This window comes from Sporosarcina sp. SAFN-010, assembly GCF_059415065.1.
The window spans coordinates 65,647-80,983 of the sequence record NZ_JBPFDS010000011.1; the positions used below are offsets into that span (position 1 = coordinate 65,647).

Consider the following 15,337-nt stretch of genomic DNA (forward strand, 5'->3'; position numbering starts at 1 on the left):
AGAATCGTTCATGTTAAAGATTCAAGAAATTAGAGAAATTATTAAACTTATCGATCAGTCTTCAATCGACAAATTTACGTATGAAGCAGATGGGGCTAAAATTAAAATTGTAAAAAGCAATACAACTGCAACAGCTATGGCACCGGTTCAAGTTCAAATGCCAGTACCGGATGTTCAAGATTCCACTTCAGGAGCACAGGTTGTTCAACAAGCTGTACCAGAAACTGTAGAGGCACCTAAACAAGTGGCGAAGCCGGTTGCAGAACCTGCAGCTGAAGTAAAAGCTGCTGATCCATCATTAAAGAGTATCGTATCTCCAATGGTCGGTACGTTCTATAAGTCATCATCTCCAGAAGCAGCAGCATTTGTTCAAGTGGGACAGAAGGTTGGAACTGAAGATGTTGTCTGTATCGTAGAAGCTATGAAGCTTTTCAACGAAATTGAAGCAGAAGTATCTGGTGAAATTGTTGAAATCCTTGTTAAAGATGGACAGCTCGTTGAGTACGGGCAGCCACTTTTCCTTGTAAAAGAAAATTAAAGGGGGAATGGACGATGAAGAAAATTCTAATCGCAAATCGCGGTGAAATTGCCGTACGTATTATCCGTGCATGTAAAGAGCTCGGTCTGGAGACAGTAGCTGTTTACTCTGAAGCCGATCGAGATGCATTGCATGTAAAAATTGCCGATGAAGCGTTTTGCATCGGACCCAAACTCTCAAAAGACAGTTACTTGAACTTTTCAAATATCATAAGTGTTGCTAAAATGACAGATTGTGATGGAATCCATCCAGGCTATGGTTTCCTTGCTGAAAACGCAAGCTTCGCTGAAATGTGCGAAGAAGTAAATATTGAGTTTGTCGGCCCTACTTCTGATGCGATTGCACGTATGGGAACGAAAGACGTGGCTCGTGAAACTATGCGTCTAGCAGGTGTTCCAATTGTGCCTGGATCTGACGGTCTAGTTGCTGATGAAGAGGAAGCGCTTACGGTTGCTGAAGAAATCGGTTTCCCAGTTATTATTAAAGCAACGGCTGGCGGCGGTGGAAAAGGAATCCGTGTAGCACGTGATCCGGAGGAACTTAAAAAAGGTATCAAGATTACGCAGAAAGAAGCTGCAGCTGCGTTTGGTAACCCTGGGGTTTATCTTGAGAAGTTCATTGAAGTATTCAGACACGTTGAAATTCAAGTATTGGCGGACAAGCATGGCAACACAGTTCACCTAGGTGAACGTGATTGTTCCATTCAGCGCCGTATGCAGAAGTTAGTAGAAGAAGCACCATCTCCGGCGCTAACTCCTGAATTGCGCAAGGAAATGGGACAAGCAGCTGTGAAAGCGGCAGAAGCCGTTGATTATAGAGGTGCTGGTACTGTTGAATTCATCTTCGATCACATCAACAAGAAGTTCTACTTCATGGAAATGAATACGAGAATCCAGGTAGAACACCCTGTAACTGAAATGATCACGGGAATTGACCTAATTCAGCAACAGTTGAAAGTTGCAGCAGGTGAAAAGCTACCTTTCAAACAAAAAGACATTAAAATTAATGGCTGGTCAATCGAGTGCCGCATCAACGCGGAAAATCCAGAGAAAAACTTCATGCCGTCTCCAGGTACGGTTGAAATGTATCTTCCACCAGGTGGAAATGGAGTTCGTGTAGATTCAGCAGTTTATCCAGGATACAAAATTCCGCCGTTTTATGACTCGATGGTAGCGAAACTGATTGTTCATGCAGACACTCGTGAAGAAGCAGTTGCACGAATGAAACGTGCTCTAGATGAATTTGTAGTAGAAGGGGTTAAAACAACCATTCCTTTCCACTACAATCTTATGAAAAATGATGTGTTTAAATCAGGGGACTTTGACACGAAGTTTCTTGAAAAATATGATGTCATGAATTTAAACTAAGGAAGGAGGCGCGCTGATATGGCTGAAAAAGCGAATTCTTTTATTGAAGCAAACTCCTCTGCAAACGAGAGCCTTGGCCAGATTGAGCTCGCTCCTGAAGTTCTGGAAGTTATTATTGGAATCGCAACTTCTGAAGTGCAAGGGATTGCGATGACTTCAGGAAACTTTGCAACTGGTGTTGCAGAACGACTTGGGAAAGTCATGCATGGTAAAGGCGTGAAAACTGACTGGGTAGATAACAAACTCATTATTGACGTCTTTTGTATCGCAGAAGAAGGTCAACTTATTCCTCAAGTAGCTGCAAATGTGCAGAAAAAGATTAAAGAAGCGGTGTATCATATGACTTCGATTGAAACAGGAGAAGTCAATGTACACGTAACTGGAATCCGTTCTGAAGTGAATTCAGTGACAGAATGACGAAAAGCATCATCTTCGGATGATGCTTTTGCCTATTGTGACTGTATCTTCATACTGCATTTGTGCTATGATAAAGCCTAATCGAACCAGTGACGAAGGAGACAAATTGTATGAAACGAAGAGAAGCGAGAGAAAAAGCGGTCCAGACCCTTTTCCAGCTTGATGGAACAACACTGCCTGTAGATGAGGCAATTAGCTATATTACTGAAGGACCAATTGATTCTTTTTACGAAATGCTGGTAAAAGGAACACGTGACAAGCAAGAATCTATTGATGAAGTGCTAACTGGAAAACTAGAGAATTGGTCGTTGGAGAGACTTCCGAAAATTGAACGGACTGTACTACGACTTGCAGTATACGAGTTACTGTATAACGAGGACGTTCCACACAGAGTAGCAGTGAACGAAGCAATTGAACTTTGTAAAACATTTGGAGACGAAAAATCAGGACGATTTGTTAATGGTGTACTGTCGAAATTTGACCAACAAAGGATGTGACGAATTTGTCAAGTGTACTCATAGATGGAAAAGCGATCGGCGCAAAAATTCGAGAAGAGATTAAAATAGACGTGGACCGACTCATTGAAAGAGGATGTCGTCCAGGTCTTGCTGTTGTCCTCGTGGGAGAAGACCAAGCATCTCGTACATATGTGAAGAATAAGGAGAAATCCAGTACTGCAGCAGGTATGAAATCTGAAATGATTGAGTTGCCGATTACTGTGAGTCAGAAAGACTTGTTGGATACCGTTGAACGACTCAATAACGATCCAACAATTCACGGAATTCTTGTCCAATTGCCATTACCGCCTCATATCGATGAGAACAAAGTAATCCGCTCTATTTCCCCTAAAAAAGATGTAGATGGTTTTCATCCGGAAAACGTTGGGAAAATGATTATTGGACAAACATCATATGTTTCATGCACACCTGCAGGTATTTTAGAATTACTTAAACATACGGGTACTGATATATCCGGAAAACATGCGGTAATTGTTGGTCGCAGTAATATTGTTGGAAAGCCTATGGGGCAATTGCTTCTTCAAAAAGATGCAACAGTCACCTATTGCCATTCTAAAACCGAAGACTTGGTGTCATTTACACGTCAAGCGGATATATTGATAGTCGCAATTGGGCAGGCAAAATACATTACGGCTGAGCATATTAAAGCAGGTGCAACAGTGATTGACGTTGGTATGAATCGGGATGAAAATGGGAAACTATGTGGCGATGTCGATTTCGAGAGCGTCAAAGAGAAAGCAGGTGCACTAACACCTGTCCCTGGTGGTGTCGGTCCCATGACTGTAACCATGTTACTGAAAAACACGTTGAAGAGTGCGCAATTAGCGTGCAGTAATTATATTTAAGAAAGCGGCTGATGCCGTTACATAGAATACAACAGTGCTGTTTCTTGTAAGTGAGAGACAGCTTTTTATACGCAGGAGGGGAATTCGTTGTCAGGTAATCCATACTTAACCGTACAAGCTGTCACTAAATACATTAAGCGGAAGTTTGATGCCGATCCACACTTGCGGAATGTCTATATAAAAGGTGAATTATCCAATGTGAAAATTCATCCAAGCGGACACATATACTTCACGTTGAAAGATGACAAAAGTAGAATTCAAGCAGCCATGTTTCGTGGTAATGCCTCTAGTTTGAAATTCAAACCAGAAAGTGGCATGAATGTACTGATAACAGGGGATATTAATGTATATGAAAGTAGTGGACAATATCAGCTTTATGTACAATCCATGGAACCAGATGGTATCGGGGCTCTTTTTCTTGCTTTTGAGCAGTTAAAAGAGCAATTAAGCAAGGAAGGCTTGTTTGACGTCCGATGGAAACAGCCGTTACCGTGGATTCCTAAGAAAGTCGGTGTCGTTACCGCTAAATCTGGCGCTGCGTTCCAAGATATTTGTTCAACGATAGCTCGTAGATTTCCTATGGCTGAAATAGTATTATTCCCGGCAGCTGTGCAGGGAAAACAAGCGGTACCTTCAATTGTTGAAGCGATTGAACAAGCGCAACTCCAAGGAGATATAGACGTCCTCATTGTTGGAAGAGGCGGTGGCTCCATAGAAGATTTATGGGCATTTAACGAAGAGGCGGTCGCTCGTGCAATTTTTTCTAGCCGAATCCCTACCATCAGTGCAGTCGGACACGAAACAGATACAACGATTGCGGATTTTGTTGCAGATCATCGTGCGCCCACACCGACTGCCGCTGCAGAACTTGCAGTCCCTGCAAAGGAAGAGTTGGCAGGACGTATTTTGGATCGAAAGCGAGTGATTTATCGTTTTCTTGCGACACGTCTGTCTCAAGAACAAAAGCAGTTGGATCGGTTGAAAAATGCGTATCCGTTTCTTTATCCGGAAAGATTATATCGACCATTTATTGAAAAACAGTCATCTCTCGAGGAGCGTCTTACTCGGAGTCATAGTGAATTGCTATATCGAAAATCCCAGCATGTCACTCAAGTAAGTGCTCGTTTACAATACGTTTCACCAGTCGTCCAGCTACAGCAACGTTTAAAAGATTCGGAGATTGCTGAAGAAAGACTCCTTCGGGCAATGCGCCAATCCTTAGGTGGCAAACAAGACCGCTTCCTGACTGGTATTCGAATGTTGCAAGCCCTCAATCCACTAAACGTGATGGAAAGAGGATTTACAATCGTATACAAACAGGGTGAACTAGTAAAGAACGCAGGATCTCTAACACCTGGAGATTCTGTAGAGATCAACATGCAGGATGGTACTGCGATTGCTGAAGTCCGCTCGATTGAACCCCTTAAGGAGGAATCATGAATGGAAACTGATTCAATGAAATTTGAAGAAGCGATGCTGGAATTGGAAAAGATTGTTCAACAACTTGAAACTGGAGATGTTCAACTAGAAGATTCCATCACTTTATATAAAAAAGGGATGGAGCTTTCTACATTTTGTCAACAAAAACTGCAACATGCAGAGAAGCAACTCGTTACTATTGTAGACAAAAATGGAGAGACCACTTCATTGGACCCTTCGAAGGGAGAGGAAGCAAGTGAGTGAGCAGCTGAATAGGTTTATTGATGAAAAAATACCACTTTTACATACTCACTTCTCTGAGCTCTTTGACGGGATGAACTATCCACAAGTCTTGCAAGAAGCGATGGCTTATTCTGTGAATGCAGGTGGAAAAAGAATACGTCCTCTCCTTGTACTTGCAGTGTTACAAGATTTAGAAGTGACTTCTAAAGATGCAGTTCAAGTAGCTGGTGCAATTGAATTGATACACACATATTCTTTAATCCATGATGATCTTCCATGCATGGATGATGATGACTTTAGAAGAGGGAATCCAACCAATCATATTGTTTTTGGAGAAGCAACAGCCGTATTAGCTGCAGATGCTTTACAAACACTTGCATTTGAAGAACTTGCGTCACTTCAGCATACGGACCCAGCAACGATGCTTGCCATTTTGAAAGCTGTGAGCACAGCATCAGGTGCTTCCGGAATGGTAGGCGGTCAAATTCTGGATATGCAAGGAGAGGGTAAACAACTATCCTTGACAGAACTCGAAGAAATCCATGTTCATAAAACAGGCGCATTACTTGCGAGCTGTGTTGAATCAGGTGCTCTGCTTGCTGGAGTACCAGAAGTGAAAATGGAAAGTCTCCGTATATTTTCGCGTAATATCGGTCTAGCTTTTCAAATCAAAGATGACATATTAGACGTCACTGCTTCCACTGAGCAACTTGGAAAGACGGCTAACAAAGATACAGCGAGTGCTAAGAGTACATACCCTGCATTACTCGGGCTAGAAGGCGCTCAAGCAAAACTTGAAAATCATCACAAACAAGCACTAGATGCTTTAGAGGAAATCGGTTTAGGAAGTTCTTTATTATCTCAAATTGCAGACTATATTATTAATCGAAACGCATAAAGTAAGGCGTCTAGATGGTACTGTTTGTTGGATTGTTGATATAATAAGGAAAACGAGTGGAAACAGTAGTATTAACTTATGAAGGTGTGTGATAGAGATGGATCTTACAAAGATCAGCAGTCCATCGGATATTAAAAACTTGAACCTGGAAGAGATGAAAGAACTCGCTTCAGACATTCGGAAGTTTCTTATAAACAAATGTTCTGTAACAGGCGGTCATATCGGACCTAATCTAGGTGTTGTGGAGTTGACAATCGCTCTTCACAAATTTTTTAATAGTCCACAGGACAAATTCATTTGGGACGTTGGGCATCAAGCGTATGTTCATAAAATTTTAACCGGTCGAGCTGGTGATTTTGACACGCTACGTAAATACAAAGGGTTAAGCGGTTTCCCAAAGATGTTAGAGAGTGAACACGACGTCTGGGAAACAGGACATAGTTCAACTTCGTTATCTGCAGCAATGGGGATGGCGGCAGCACGTGACATTAAAGGTGACGACAACTACGTTATTCCTATTATTGGTGATGGAGCACTAACAGGCGGGATGGCGCTCGAAGCCCTTAACCATATCGGGAGTCAACAGACAAACATGATTGTTATCTTAAATGATAACGAAATGTCAATTGCACCGAACGTAGGAGCACTCCATTCTGTACTAGGGAAATTACGTACAGCTGGAAAATATAACAGCGTAAAAGATGATGTAGAAGAATTGATCAAGCGTATCCCTGCAGTTGGAGGGAGGATGGCATCTTTAGCTGAACGTCTCAAAGATAGTCTTAAATATTTGGTTGTATCCGGTGTCTTCTTTGAAGAGCTTGGGTTTACGTATTTAGGACCAATTGATGGTCATGATTTCAATGAATTGGAACGCAATCTACTTTATGCTAAAAAAATGGAAGGGCCTGTCCTTCTTCATGTTGTTACGAAAAAAGGAAAAGGCTATCATCCAGCTGAAAATGATAAAGTGGGCACGTGGCATGGAACTGGCCCTTATAAAATAGAAACAGGAGACTTTGTAAAATCTCCTGCCAAAGGACCATCTTGGAGTGGCTTGGTTGCAGCAACGGTTGCAAGAATTGCTCGGGACGATCGACGTGTTGCGACGATTACACCAGCGATGCCTGTCGGTTCAAAACTAGAAGCAATTTCAGCGGAATTCCCTGACCGTTTTTACGATGTTGGAATCGCAGAACAACATGCAGCGACAATGGCTGCAGGTATGGCGACACAAGGGATGAAACCGTTCTTGTCCATCTACTCTACGTTCCTTCAACGTGCATATGATCAGTTAGTCCATGATATTGCTCGTCAAAAGTTAAACGTTTTCATCGGTATCGATCGTGCGGGACTAGTTGGCGCTGATGGAGAAACCCACCAAGGTGTTTTTGACATCGCATTCTTACGTCACTTACCAAACATGGTCATAATGATGCCGAAAGATGAAAATGAAGGTCAGCATATGGTTAAAACTGCGTTGGAGTATAACGATGGACCGATTGCTATGCGTTACCCACGAGGAAATGGGTTCGGTATTCCTATGGATGAAGAATTAAAAGTATTACCAATCGGGAAATGGGAAAAGTTAACCGATGGACAAGATGCAACAATCTTAACATTCGGTACGACGATTCCTATGGCATACGAAGCTGCAGAACTATTAGCAGAGCGAGGAATTTCAGTTAGCATCGTCAATGCTCGTTTCATTAAACCATTAGATGAAGAGATGTTGGATGAGCTCTTTGCAGGTGGAAAACCGATTATTACTGTGGAAGAAGCAGTTCTTGCGGGAGGTTTCGGTAGCGCAGTTCTTGAATACGCTCACGATACCGGCGTCAGTGCCCCGATTTACAGAATGGGAATTCCTGACCAATTCATCGAGCATGGAGATGTCGATGCATTGCTTGCTGAGATCGGGATGACTCCTGGTGCACTTGCGGATTTAACGGCAGATGCAATTTCCGTGTTGGAACGGAAGAAGGAAATGCAATGACCAATACAGATCCTAAAGAACGGGTCGACGTCTTGCTAGTTCAACGTGGTTTGGTAGAAACGAGAGAACAGGCAAAGCGATCGATTATGGCAGGCATCGTGTATTCCAATGAAACACGTATGGATAAGCCTGGAGAAAAAATAAAATCCTCCTTACCGTTACAAGTAAAAGGCTCAACGTTGAAATACGTGAGCCGTGGAGGATTGAAATTAGAAAAAGCATTAGAGGAATTCGATGTTACGGTAGATGAACGGATAATGCTGGACATTGGTTCTTCGACAGGCGGATTTACGGATTGCGCTCTTCAGAATGGTGCACAACATTGCTATGCTTTAGATGTGGGTACAAACCAGCTTGCGTGGAAGATCCGCTCAGACGCTCGCGTTACGGTAATGGAGAAATGCAACTTCCGATATGCAACACCTGATATGTTTACTGAAGGATTACCTGATTTCGCGACAATTGACGTATCCTTCATTTCCCTAGGACTGATACTACCGCCTTTGAAACAAATACTGATTCCTGGTGGGGATGTTTTGGCGCTAGTGAAACCTCAGTTTGAAGCTGGTAAGGAGAATGTTGGGAAAAAGGGAATCGTACGCGACGTTGCAGTTCATAAAGAAGTATTGCGGAAAGTAGCGGAGTTTGCTTCACAAGAAGGGTTTAGTTTACGGGATATGACGTATTCTCCAGTTACTGGAGGGGAAGGGAATATTGAATTCCTTTTCCATTTAGTTGCTGAAGATCAACCTACAACAAAGTTTGCAGACAAAGACTTTTCAGAATTAGTTAAGCGAGCCCATTCAGAATTAGTTAAGCGAGCCCATTCAGAATTATCGTAACAGGAAACGGGATTCATCTGAAAATAATGATGGAATCCCTTTCTTTTTCTTACAAATGACGTGCAGGGAGTGATTGATATGAACAAAGGGCAGCGCCATCTTCGCATCCGCGAGATTATTACATCTCAAGCGATTGAAACGCAAGATCAGCTCGTGGATACATTAAAAAGTTCGGGTGTGGATGTGACACAAGCAACAGTTTCCCGGGATATTAAAGAATTACACTTATTTAAAACACCATTGCCTGATGGACGTTACAAATATAGTTTACCCGCAAATCCACAATTCAATATCGAGGATAAATTGCACCGAATGTTGACAGATGCATTCATAAGTATTGATGGCGCAAGTCATTTTCTCATATTGAAAACGCTACCAGGTAACGCACATGCAGTCGGTTCGCTCATCGATCATTTGGAATGGATCGAAATGCTTGGTACTATTTGTGGTGACGACACATGTATGATTATTTGTCGAGATGAAGTAGGTGCAGGTTCGGTGAGAGATCGCTTGCTTGCAATGCTGTAAGAAAGGGGGAGAATCCCTTGTTAAGTGAACTATCCATTAAGAATTTCGCAATTATAGAAGAGCTGGATGTTTCGTTTGAAGAGGGACTTACCGTTCTGACAGGTGAAACGGGAGCAGGCAAGTCCATCATTATTGATGCCGTGCAGCTCGTAGCTGGCGGGCGAGGCTCTGTTGAATTCATCCGTCATGGAACAAAGAAGGCGGAGCTTGAAGCAATGTTTATAATTACTGACTCCAAACATCCTGTTTTTCAAAAACTGAGTGAAGTTGGTATAGAAGCAGAAGAGGGCACCATTATTTTGCGCAGAGAGTTGAACCATAGCGGTAAAACGACTTGTCGGGTTAATGGAAAACTGGTCACGATTGCGATTCTTCGTGAAATTGGAAGTCAGTTAATTGATATCCATGGTCAGCATGAAAATCAGGAATTGATGCACCAGAAGCGACATATCCATTTGTTGGACTCGTTTGCTGGGGCGCCATTTAAACGAGCGATGAAAAACTACGCAGAATTATACGAAGACTATGTAAAGTTGCACAAAAAGTTAAGTCTTGCATCGGAAAACGAACAGCAAATTGCGCAACGCATCGATTTGTATACGTTTCAATTAACTGAAATCGATGAAGCCGCGCTCCAAATCGGTGAAGAAGAAACGTTGGAATCCGAACGAGTGAAGCTTCAGCATTTTCACCGTCTTTTTGACCGGTTAAATAGTGCATACGAAGCCATTCAAGGTGATTCGCATGCATTGGATTACCTCGGTACAGCAATGGGCGATCTGGAGGATGCTGCATCGGTGGATGGAGACTTAAAAACACTTGCAGAAACAGCGGGTGAGAGTTTTTATTCATTGCAAGATGTCGCCCATGACATTAAAGGCATGATTGATGAAATGGAATATGATCCGAATCGTTTAGAAGTTGTCGAAGATCGATTAGCTTTGTTTACAACCCTTAAACGGAAGTATGGCACTTCCATTGAAGATATATTACTGTACAGAGATAAAATTGCCGATCGGTTAGATGAGCTTATTAACCGGGATGACCGTCTTGAAAAAGAACAAGAAAAATTACAGCATTTACGAGCAGACTTGGAAATCGAAGCAGGGGAACTTTCTGCCATTCGAAAAGAGTCATCATCGATGCTGGAAGAAGCAATTATGGAACAACTTCGTCAACTACATATGGGGAAAGCCGAATTCCAAGTCAAAATCGATCGGAAAGAAGCCGGTTCTTTTGATTATAATGGGTTCGATGATGTCGCATTTTATATATCGACCAATGTTGGTGAACCTATGAAGCCGCTTGTCAAAGTCGCTTCAGGTGGAGAGTTATCACGTGTAATGCTCGCATTAAAAACGATTTTTTCCAAACACCAAGGAATCACATCGATTATCTTTGACGAAGTTGATACGGGTGTTAGTGGTCGTGTCGCCCAAGCGATTGCAGAAAAAATTGCAATGGTTGCGATGAATTCCCAAGTATTATGTATTTCCCATCTGCCTCAAGTAGCTGCAATGGCAGATCATCATTACCTCATCCACAAAGAAGTGACAGATGAACGCACACGGACTTCGATTCAAGATGTATTGGATGAAGATCGCACTAGGGAATTGTCTCGGATGTTATCAGGTGCTGAAGTGACGCCACTGACTTTGCGTCATGCTGACGAATTACTGCAGCTTGCTGAAGCACGTAAAAGCATATTATAAAAAACAAAGGAATGTCGGGTGTTGTTACCGATATTCTTTTTCAATTCCACCTTTGCATGTTTTACCCTTTCATAACAACCTTCATAACGCACACTCTATAGGTAATCTAAAATTGAAGGAGGTGACTTATGGAATGGAGTAGACAGCTGAAATTTTTCATGGCGTCTGTTGTGATGATTGTAGGTATGTCCTGTAGTTCTATCGCTGCCCTTGCGACAAGCGGCTCTTTAATTCCAATGGGAAATTCAATTGGAATTCAACTTGAGCTAGCGGGTGTCTTTGTGACAAGTGATGTGCCGCTAAGTAAAAAGAATGCTTCGCTTAAAGCTGGGGATCAGCTAATGAGCATCGATGGCACGTCCATTGAATCACTAAAGAACCTTCAAGAAAAAGCGGGAGTAATTGAAGATGAATCAGTATTAAAACTCATTCTCAAACGTGATGAAAATGACGTTAAGATTGAAGCGGACGGATTGTCATTCAAGCGAGCGCTACCATTTTTAAAGGACACTACAGAAGGAACCGGGACACTAACATATGTCGATCTCAACGATGGGACATATGGAGCACTCGGACACCAAATCATCGATAGTTCTCTGAACAGTGCACCTAATTTCGATAGTGGTTCCATTTACTTGTCGGAAATCGAACAAATTAAGAAAAGTACTCCAGGAAACCCCGGTTATAAGATTTCTTCAATCATCGATCAGGAAAAAACACTCGGTTCAATTTTAACCAATAGTGTTTATGGAATCTTTGGCGATTGGAATACTTCTTATAAGGAAGTCTTGACGGAACCATTGGAAGTTATGCAACCAACAGAGTTAACTGTTGGAAAGGCTGAAATTTTAACGACGATTCAAGGGACGGAAGTCGAATCGTTTGAGATTGAAATCTCCAAGCTGTCAAATGATTCATTTCAATTTAAACTGACAGATCAGCGTCTCCTTGAAAAAACAGGAGGCATTTTGCAAGGGATGAGTGGTAGTCCTGTCATCCAAAAAGGAAAATTTGTTGGCGCAGTCACCCATATGTTCGTAGACGAGCCTGAAAAAGGAGCCGGTCTATTCCTTGGAAAAATGACAGAAGTAGGTGCGAAGTAAACAAAAAACAGCCAACTCTGAAAAGAGTTGGCTGTTTTTTGTTAAATTAAAGTGTTAAAAATTAAAGAATTCTGTCGAAATAAAGAGAAACCGTACGCCATTGGATTCATTTTAAATTTCAATAAAGGAAATGAGGAACCTTTGTCGAAAATTTTACCAAGCAAGGAATCGACAGGGAATTGCAGCAACAGACTTGCTGCGTGTCAATCAAGGGGGAATTGAGAATGGGTAAAATTAAAATAGCAATAGCTGATGATAACAAAGAGCTTGTAAAAACAATGACTGCTTATTTTGAGAAGCATCCTGAAATAGATGTGCTATGGACAGCTCAAAATGGAAAGCAGTGTTTACAGAACTTAGAACAATCGGTTCCCGATGTACTATTATTGGATATTATAATGCCGTATTTGGATGGAATTGCCGTGTTAGAAAATATTCGTAATAACGATGTGACTTCGGACTTGAAAATAATAATGCTAACTGCCTTTGGTCAAGAAGACGTAATGACACAAGCCGCTGGATTAGGTGCATCCTACTTTATGTTAAAGCCGTTTGAATTTGAACAGCTCGTTAACCAGATTTTCCAAGCCGCGAGTGTACAGAAACCATCCCGTGAGCAACAACCAGCACAACAAGCTGTCAAAGCCGAAGAGGGCGTATCTCAAAAGGTACTGGATACAGCTATTACTACGACCATTAAAGAAATTGGAGTTCCAGCTCATATTAAAGGTTATTCATACCTTCGAGAAGCGATCCAAATGGTTTACAATGACAATGATCTACTCGGGGCTGTGACGAAAATTTTGTACCCTGATATTGCGGAAAAGTACAAAACAACTCCTTCACGGGTAGAGCGAGCAATTCGTCATGCTATTGAAGTTGCGTGGAATCGTGGGAATTATGAAGTTATCTCAAAAACATTTGGCTATACGGTTCACCATTTAAAGAGTAAACCTACAAATTCTGAGTTCATCGCTATGATCGCTGACAAAATCCGTTTGGAACATATGGCAAGCTAAAGACATTTGCCGCTGAATGTAGGATATAGCAAACAAACCTAAGAAACATACAAAGGCGGGAGAACTTGGACCTGCCTTTTCGTGTGCCCATAATTCCTAGTCAGTTCAATGGGCCATTACGAAGTAATTTTACCTAATCTGAATTTAGGAGGTGGAAAGCATCCCAACTTACTTTTTTTCTAGTAGACAAGTCGATGCTTACTGTGTGAAAAGATGCAAAACTTTATTGTTCCTTGAAAAGCTAAAGGGCTAAGTGTAGACGAAACACCTATTTCTTATAATGTTCAAAGATTTATAATGGATGAAGGGAGAGGTGAACAAAGTGTTATATGAAAACGATTTCATCGAACTAACACGAAATGAAAACACGATATCAATGCGAACTAAAAAGAGCGGTTTTCCGATCAAATCTTTTGATAAAATCACACAAAAATTACCCCGATTAAAAATCACATCTTTTCCAGAGCTTCGTCGAGCACTTTCTACTGAAGGGAACGAGGGAGAAATCGCTAGTTACGCTCCTATAATTGAAATTATCGTTTCATCCGACAAAATGAAAGCAGAAGCTGAGATTTATTTGACTGCAGAAGAAATTGAGGAAAAAAGAAATGAGCTTCCCTCGCTAGTAGCAGAGGCTTTAAAGAGCAAAGGAATTCAGCCAGGTCAATATAACGTAAATTGGAATGCAGTTAAGGCACGACAAACCATTGTTGTAGCTGAGGGCGAATTTCCAGTAAAAGGCGAAGATGCACGTATTACATACATAGAGATTCCTGAAAGACGTCCAGTTATACGCGCAGATGGCTCTGCGGATTATTACGAGATGAATTTTGTAACCCCCATTAAAAAAGGAGACTGGCTGGGTGAAAAAACTCCACCTCAAGAAGGAACGCCAGGAATGGACGTTTTTGGAAATGAGTTAGCGAGCAAGAAAGGGCTGGACAACAAGCTCTACTATGATAGGAAGTCTGTCGAAGAAGTGGATGAACATGGAAAAAAGGTGCTTCGTGCAATCCATGGCGGCGTTTTGGAATTTGAAAATGGTGTCGTTGGTATTGGCCAACAACTCATCATTAATGGGGATGTTGGTCCGGAAACTGGCTCCATTACCTTTGATGGCACCGTTGTTATTTCAGGTACTGTACTTGCAGGGTACAGCGTAAATGCTACAGGGGATATTTCAATCGGAGCAAAAGAAGGCGTAACAAATGCAAAAGAAGTGAGATCTGAACAAGCTGATGTCTATATTAAAGGTGGTGTATTTGGCGGAGGTACAACTCTCATTGAAGCGAAAGGGAGTATCTTCATTAAACATGCTAATGAGTGTAGTCTTTTTGCAAATACTGTACAAGTCGGACTATATTTGCTTGGATCTGAAGTGATTGCAGATTATGTTTATGTAGATCGCCATAAAGGAAAAATCATCGGTGGAACTACCGAAGGGAAGTATCGTATAGAGTGCGCAACTGCTGGCAATCGTCATGAACGTGCTACTTTGTTGAATGCAAAAGGAATCGATAAAGAAGTACTCCAAATTGAAGTTCAAAGAATGGCCCAGTCGATTAAAAACTTGCAAAAACAGATCGTTAAGTTAGAGTCGCATATTGAACCATTAGAAAAAGTAGTTGCAACGTTAGTAGGCGCTCAGCGTGAAGCATATGATAAGATACAAGATACATTAACAACAAGTCGTGAGGAGATTTTTGTCCTCGATCAAGCCATTCAATCGAATTTACAAATCATGAAATCAGCGATTCCTCCACAAATCGAAATTACACATGAAGCAAATCCTGGAGTATGTATTCATATCGGACCTAAGACTTCTATTATTGAATCCCCGACAAAAGGTGTTTTTGAATTGATTGATGGGGTATTAAACATCTAAGTCATAT

General features: G+C 41.6%; 15 protein-coding genes. All 15 read left to right on the forward strand.

Annotation, left to right across the window (positions count from 1 at the left end):
* Nucleotides 1-10: 10 nt before the first annotated feature.
* Nucleotides 11-538, forward strand: a complete 528-nt coding sequence (accB, locus tag ACR65F_RS13035) for an acetyl-CoA carboxylase biotin carboxyl carrier protein (RefSeq protein ID WP_039043835.1) — start codon at nucleotides 11-13, stop codon at nucleotides 536-538.
* Between the two features lie 14 nt (nucleotides 539-552).
* Entirely contained in the window at nucleotides 553-1,905 is a 1,353-nt protein-coding gene (accC, locus tag ACR65F_RS13040; protein WP_039043836.1) for an acetyl-CoA carboxylase biotin carboxylase subunit, read from the forward strand.
* 18 nt (nucleotides 1,906-1,923) lie between these two features.
* The gene (locus tag ACR65F_RS13045; RefSeq protein WP_039043837.1) at nucleotides 1,924-2,322 is read left to right on the forward strand and encodes an Asp23/Gls24 family envelope stress response protein; all 399 of its coding nucleotides are present in this window, start codon (nucleotides 1,924-1,926) and stop codon (nucleotides 2,320-2,322) included.
* A gap of 110 nt (nucleotides 2,323-2,432) precedes the next feature.
* Complete coding sequence (gene nusB / locus ACR65F_RS13050) at nucleotides 2,433-2,819, forward strand: transcription antitermination factor NusB (RefSeq protein ID WP_039043838.1); 387 nt, start codon at nucleotides 2,433-2,435, stop codon at nucleotides 2,817-2,819.
* A 5-nt stretch (nucleotides 2,820-2,824) separates the two neighbouring features.
* The gene (folD, locus tag ACR65F_RS13055; protein ID WP_039043839.1) at nucleotides 2,825-3,685 is read left to right on the forward strand and encodes a bifunctional methylenetetrahydrofolate dehydrogenase/methenyltetrahydrofolate cyclohydrolase FolD; all 861 of its coding nucleotides are present in this window, start codon (nucleotides 2,825-2,827) and stop codon (nucleotides 3,683-3,685) included.
* Between the two features lie 87 nt (nucleotides 3,686-3,772).
* Nucleotides 3,773-5,125, forward strand: a complete 1,353-nt coding sequence (gene xseA / locus ACR65F_RS13060; protein WP_440504669.1) for an exodeoxyribonuclease VII large subunit — start codon at nucleotides 3,773-3,775, stop codon at nucleotides 5,123-5,125.
* Nucleotides 5,126-5,368, forward strand: a complete 243-nt coding sequence (locus tag ACR65F_RS13065; RefSeq protein ID WP_039043841.1) for an exodeoxyribonuclease VII small subunit — start codon at nucleotides 5,126-5,128, stop codon at nucleotides 5,366-5,368. It abuts the gene before it with no gap.
* Nucleotides 5,361-6,245 (forward strand): polyprenyl synthetase family protein, encoded by an 885-nt coding sequence (locus ACR65F_RS13070; RefSeq protein WP_039043842.1) that lies wholly within the window; start codon nucleotides 5,361-5,363, stop codon nucleotides 6,243-6,245. Before ACR65F_RS13065 ends, ACR65F_RS13070 begins: the two co-directional genes overlap by 8 nt.
* 97 nt (nucleotides 6,246-6,342) lie before the next feature.
* Nucleotides 6,343-8,241, forward strand: coding sequence for a 1-deoxy-D-xylulose-5-phosphate synthase (gene dxs / locus ACR65F_RS13075; RefSeq protein WP_440504670.1), 1,899 nt, complete (start codon nucleotides 6,343-6,345; stop codon nucleotides 8,239-8,241).
* Nucleotides 8,238-9,083 carry a TlyA family RNA methyltransferase gene (locus tag ACR65F_RS13080; RefSeq protein WP_440504671.1) on the forward strand — a complete coding sequence of 282 codons (846 nt, stop codon included), beginning with the start codon at nucleotides 8,238-8,240 and terminating at the stop codon, nucleotides 9,081-9,083. The genes dxs and ACR65F_RS13080 overlap by 4 nt, the downstream gene beginning before the upstream one ends.
* Nucleotides 9,084-9,161: 78 nt before the next feature.
* Nucleotides 9,162-9,611: a transcriptional regulator AhrC/ArgR gene (gene ahrC, locus ACR65F_RS13085; RefSeq protein WP_025784715.1), complete on the forward strand. Its 450-nt coding sequence runs from the start codon at nucleotides 9,162-9,164 to the stop codon at nucleotides 9,609-9,611.
* A 17-nt stretch (nucleotides 9,612-9,628) separates the two neighbouring features.
* The gene (gene recN, locus ACR65F_RS13090) at nucleotides 9,629-11,323 is read left to right on the forward strand and encodes a DNA repair protein RecN (RefSeq protein WP_440504672.1); all 1,695 of its coding nucleotides are present in this window, start codon (nucleotides 9,629-9,631) and stop codon (nucleotides 11,321-11,323) included.
* A 128-nt stretch (nucleotides 11,324-11,451) separates the two neighbouring features.
* Nucleotides 11,452-12,426 carry a SpoIVB peptidase S55 domain-containing protein gene (locus ACR65F_RS13095; RefSeq protein ID WP_440504673.1) on the forward strand — a complete coding sequence of 325 codons (975 nt, stop codon included), beginning with the start codon at nucleotides 11,452-11,454 and terminating at the stop codon, nucleotides 12,424-12,426.
* A 224-nt stretch (nucleotides 12,427-12,650) separates the two neighbouring features.
* Entirely contained in the window at nucleotides 12,651-13,445 is a 795-nt protein-coding gene (spo0A, locus tag ACR65F_RS13100; protein ID WP_039043846.1) for a sporulation transcription factor Spo0A, read from the forward strand.
* A gap of 313 nt (nucleotides 13,446-13,758) precedes the next feature.
* The gene (locus tag ACR65F_RS13105) at nucleotides 13,759-15,330 is read left to right on the forward strand and encodes a flagellar assembly protein A (protein WP_197054125.1); all 1,572 of its coding nucleotides are present in this window, start codon (nucleotides 13,759-13,761) and stop codon (nucleotides 15,328-15,330) included.
* Nucleotides 15,331-15,337: the final 7 nt, after the last annotated feature.

Bases quoted from the DNA above. Each gene is read 5' to 3' on its own strand.
- accC (WP_039043836.1), top strand. From the start codon at position 553: ATGAAGAAAATTCTAATCGCAAATCGCGGTGAAATTGCCGTACGTATT.
- ACR65F_RS13095 (WP_440504673.1), top strand. From the start codon at position 11,452: ATGGAATGGAGTAGACAGCTGAAATTTTTCATGGCGTCTGTTGTGATG.
- accB (WP_039043835.1), top strand. From the start codon at position 11: ATGTTAAAGATTCAAGAAATTAGAGAAATTATTAAACTTATCGATCAG.
- ahrC (WP_025784715.1), top strand. From the start codon at position 9,162: ATGAACAAAGGGCAGCGCCATCTTCGCATCCGCGAGATTATTACATCT.
- ACR65F_RS13080 (WP_440504671.1), top strand. From the start codon at position 8,238: ATGACCAATACAGATCCTAAAGAACGGGTCGACGTCTTGCTAGTTCAA.
- ACR65F_RS13045 (WP_039043837.1), top strand. From the start codon at position 1,924: ATGGCTGAAAAAGCGAATTCTTTTATTGAAGCAAACTCCTCTGCAAAC.
- spo0A (WP_039043846.1), top strand. From the start codon at position 12,651: ATGGGTAAAATTAAAATAGCAATAGCTGATGATAACAAAGAGCTTGTA.
- dxs (WP_440504670.1), top strand. From the start codon at position 6,343: ATGGATCTTACAAAGATCAGCAGTCCATCGGATATTAAAAACTTGAAC.
- nusB (WP_039043838.1), top strand. From the start codon at position 2,433: ATGAAACGAAGAGAAGCGAGAGAAAAAGCGGTCCAGACCCTTTTCCAG.
- ACR65F_RS13065 (WP_039043841.1), top strand. From the start codon at position 5,126: ATGGAAACTGATTCAATGAAATTTGAAGAAGCGATGCTGGAATTGGAA.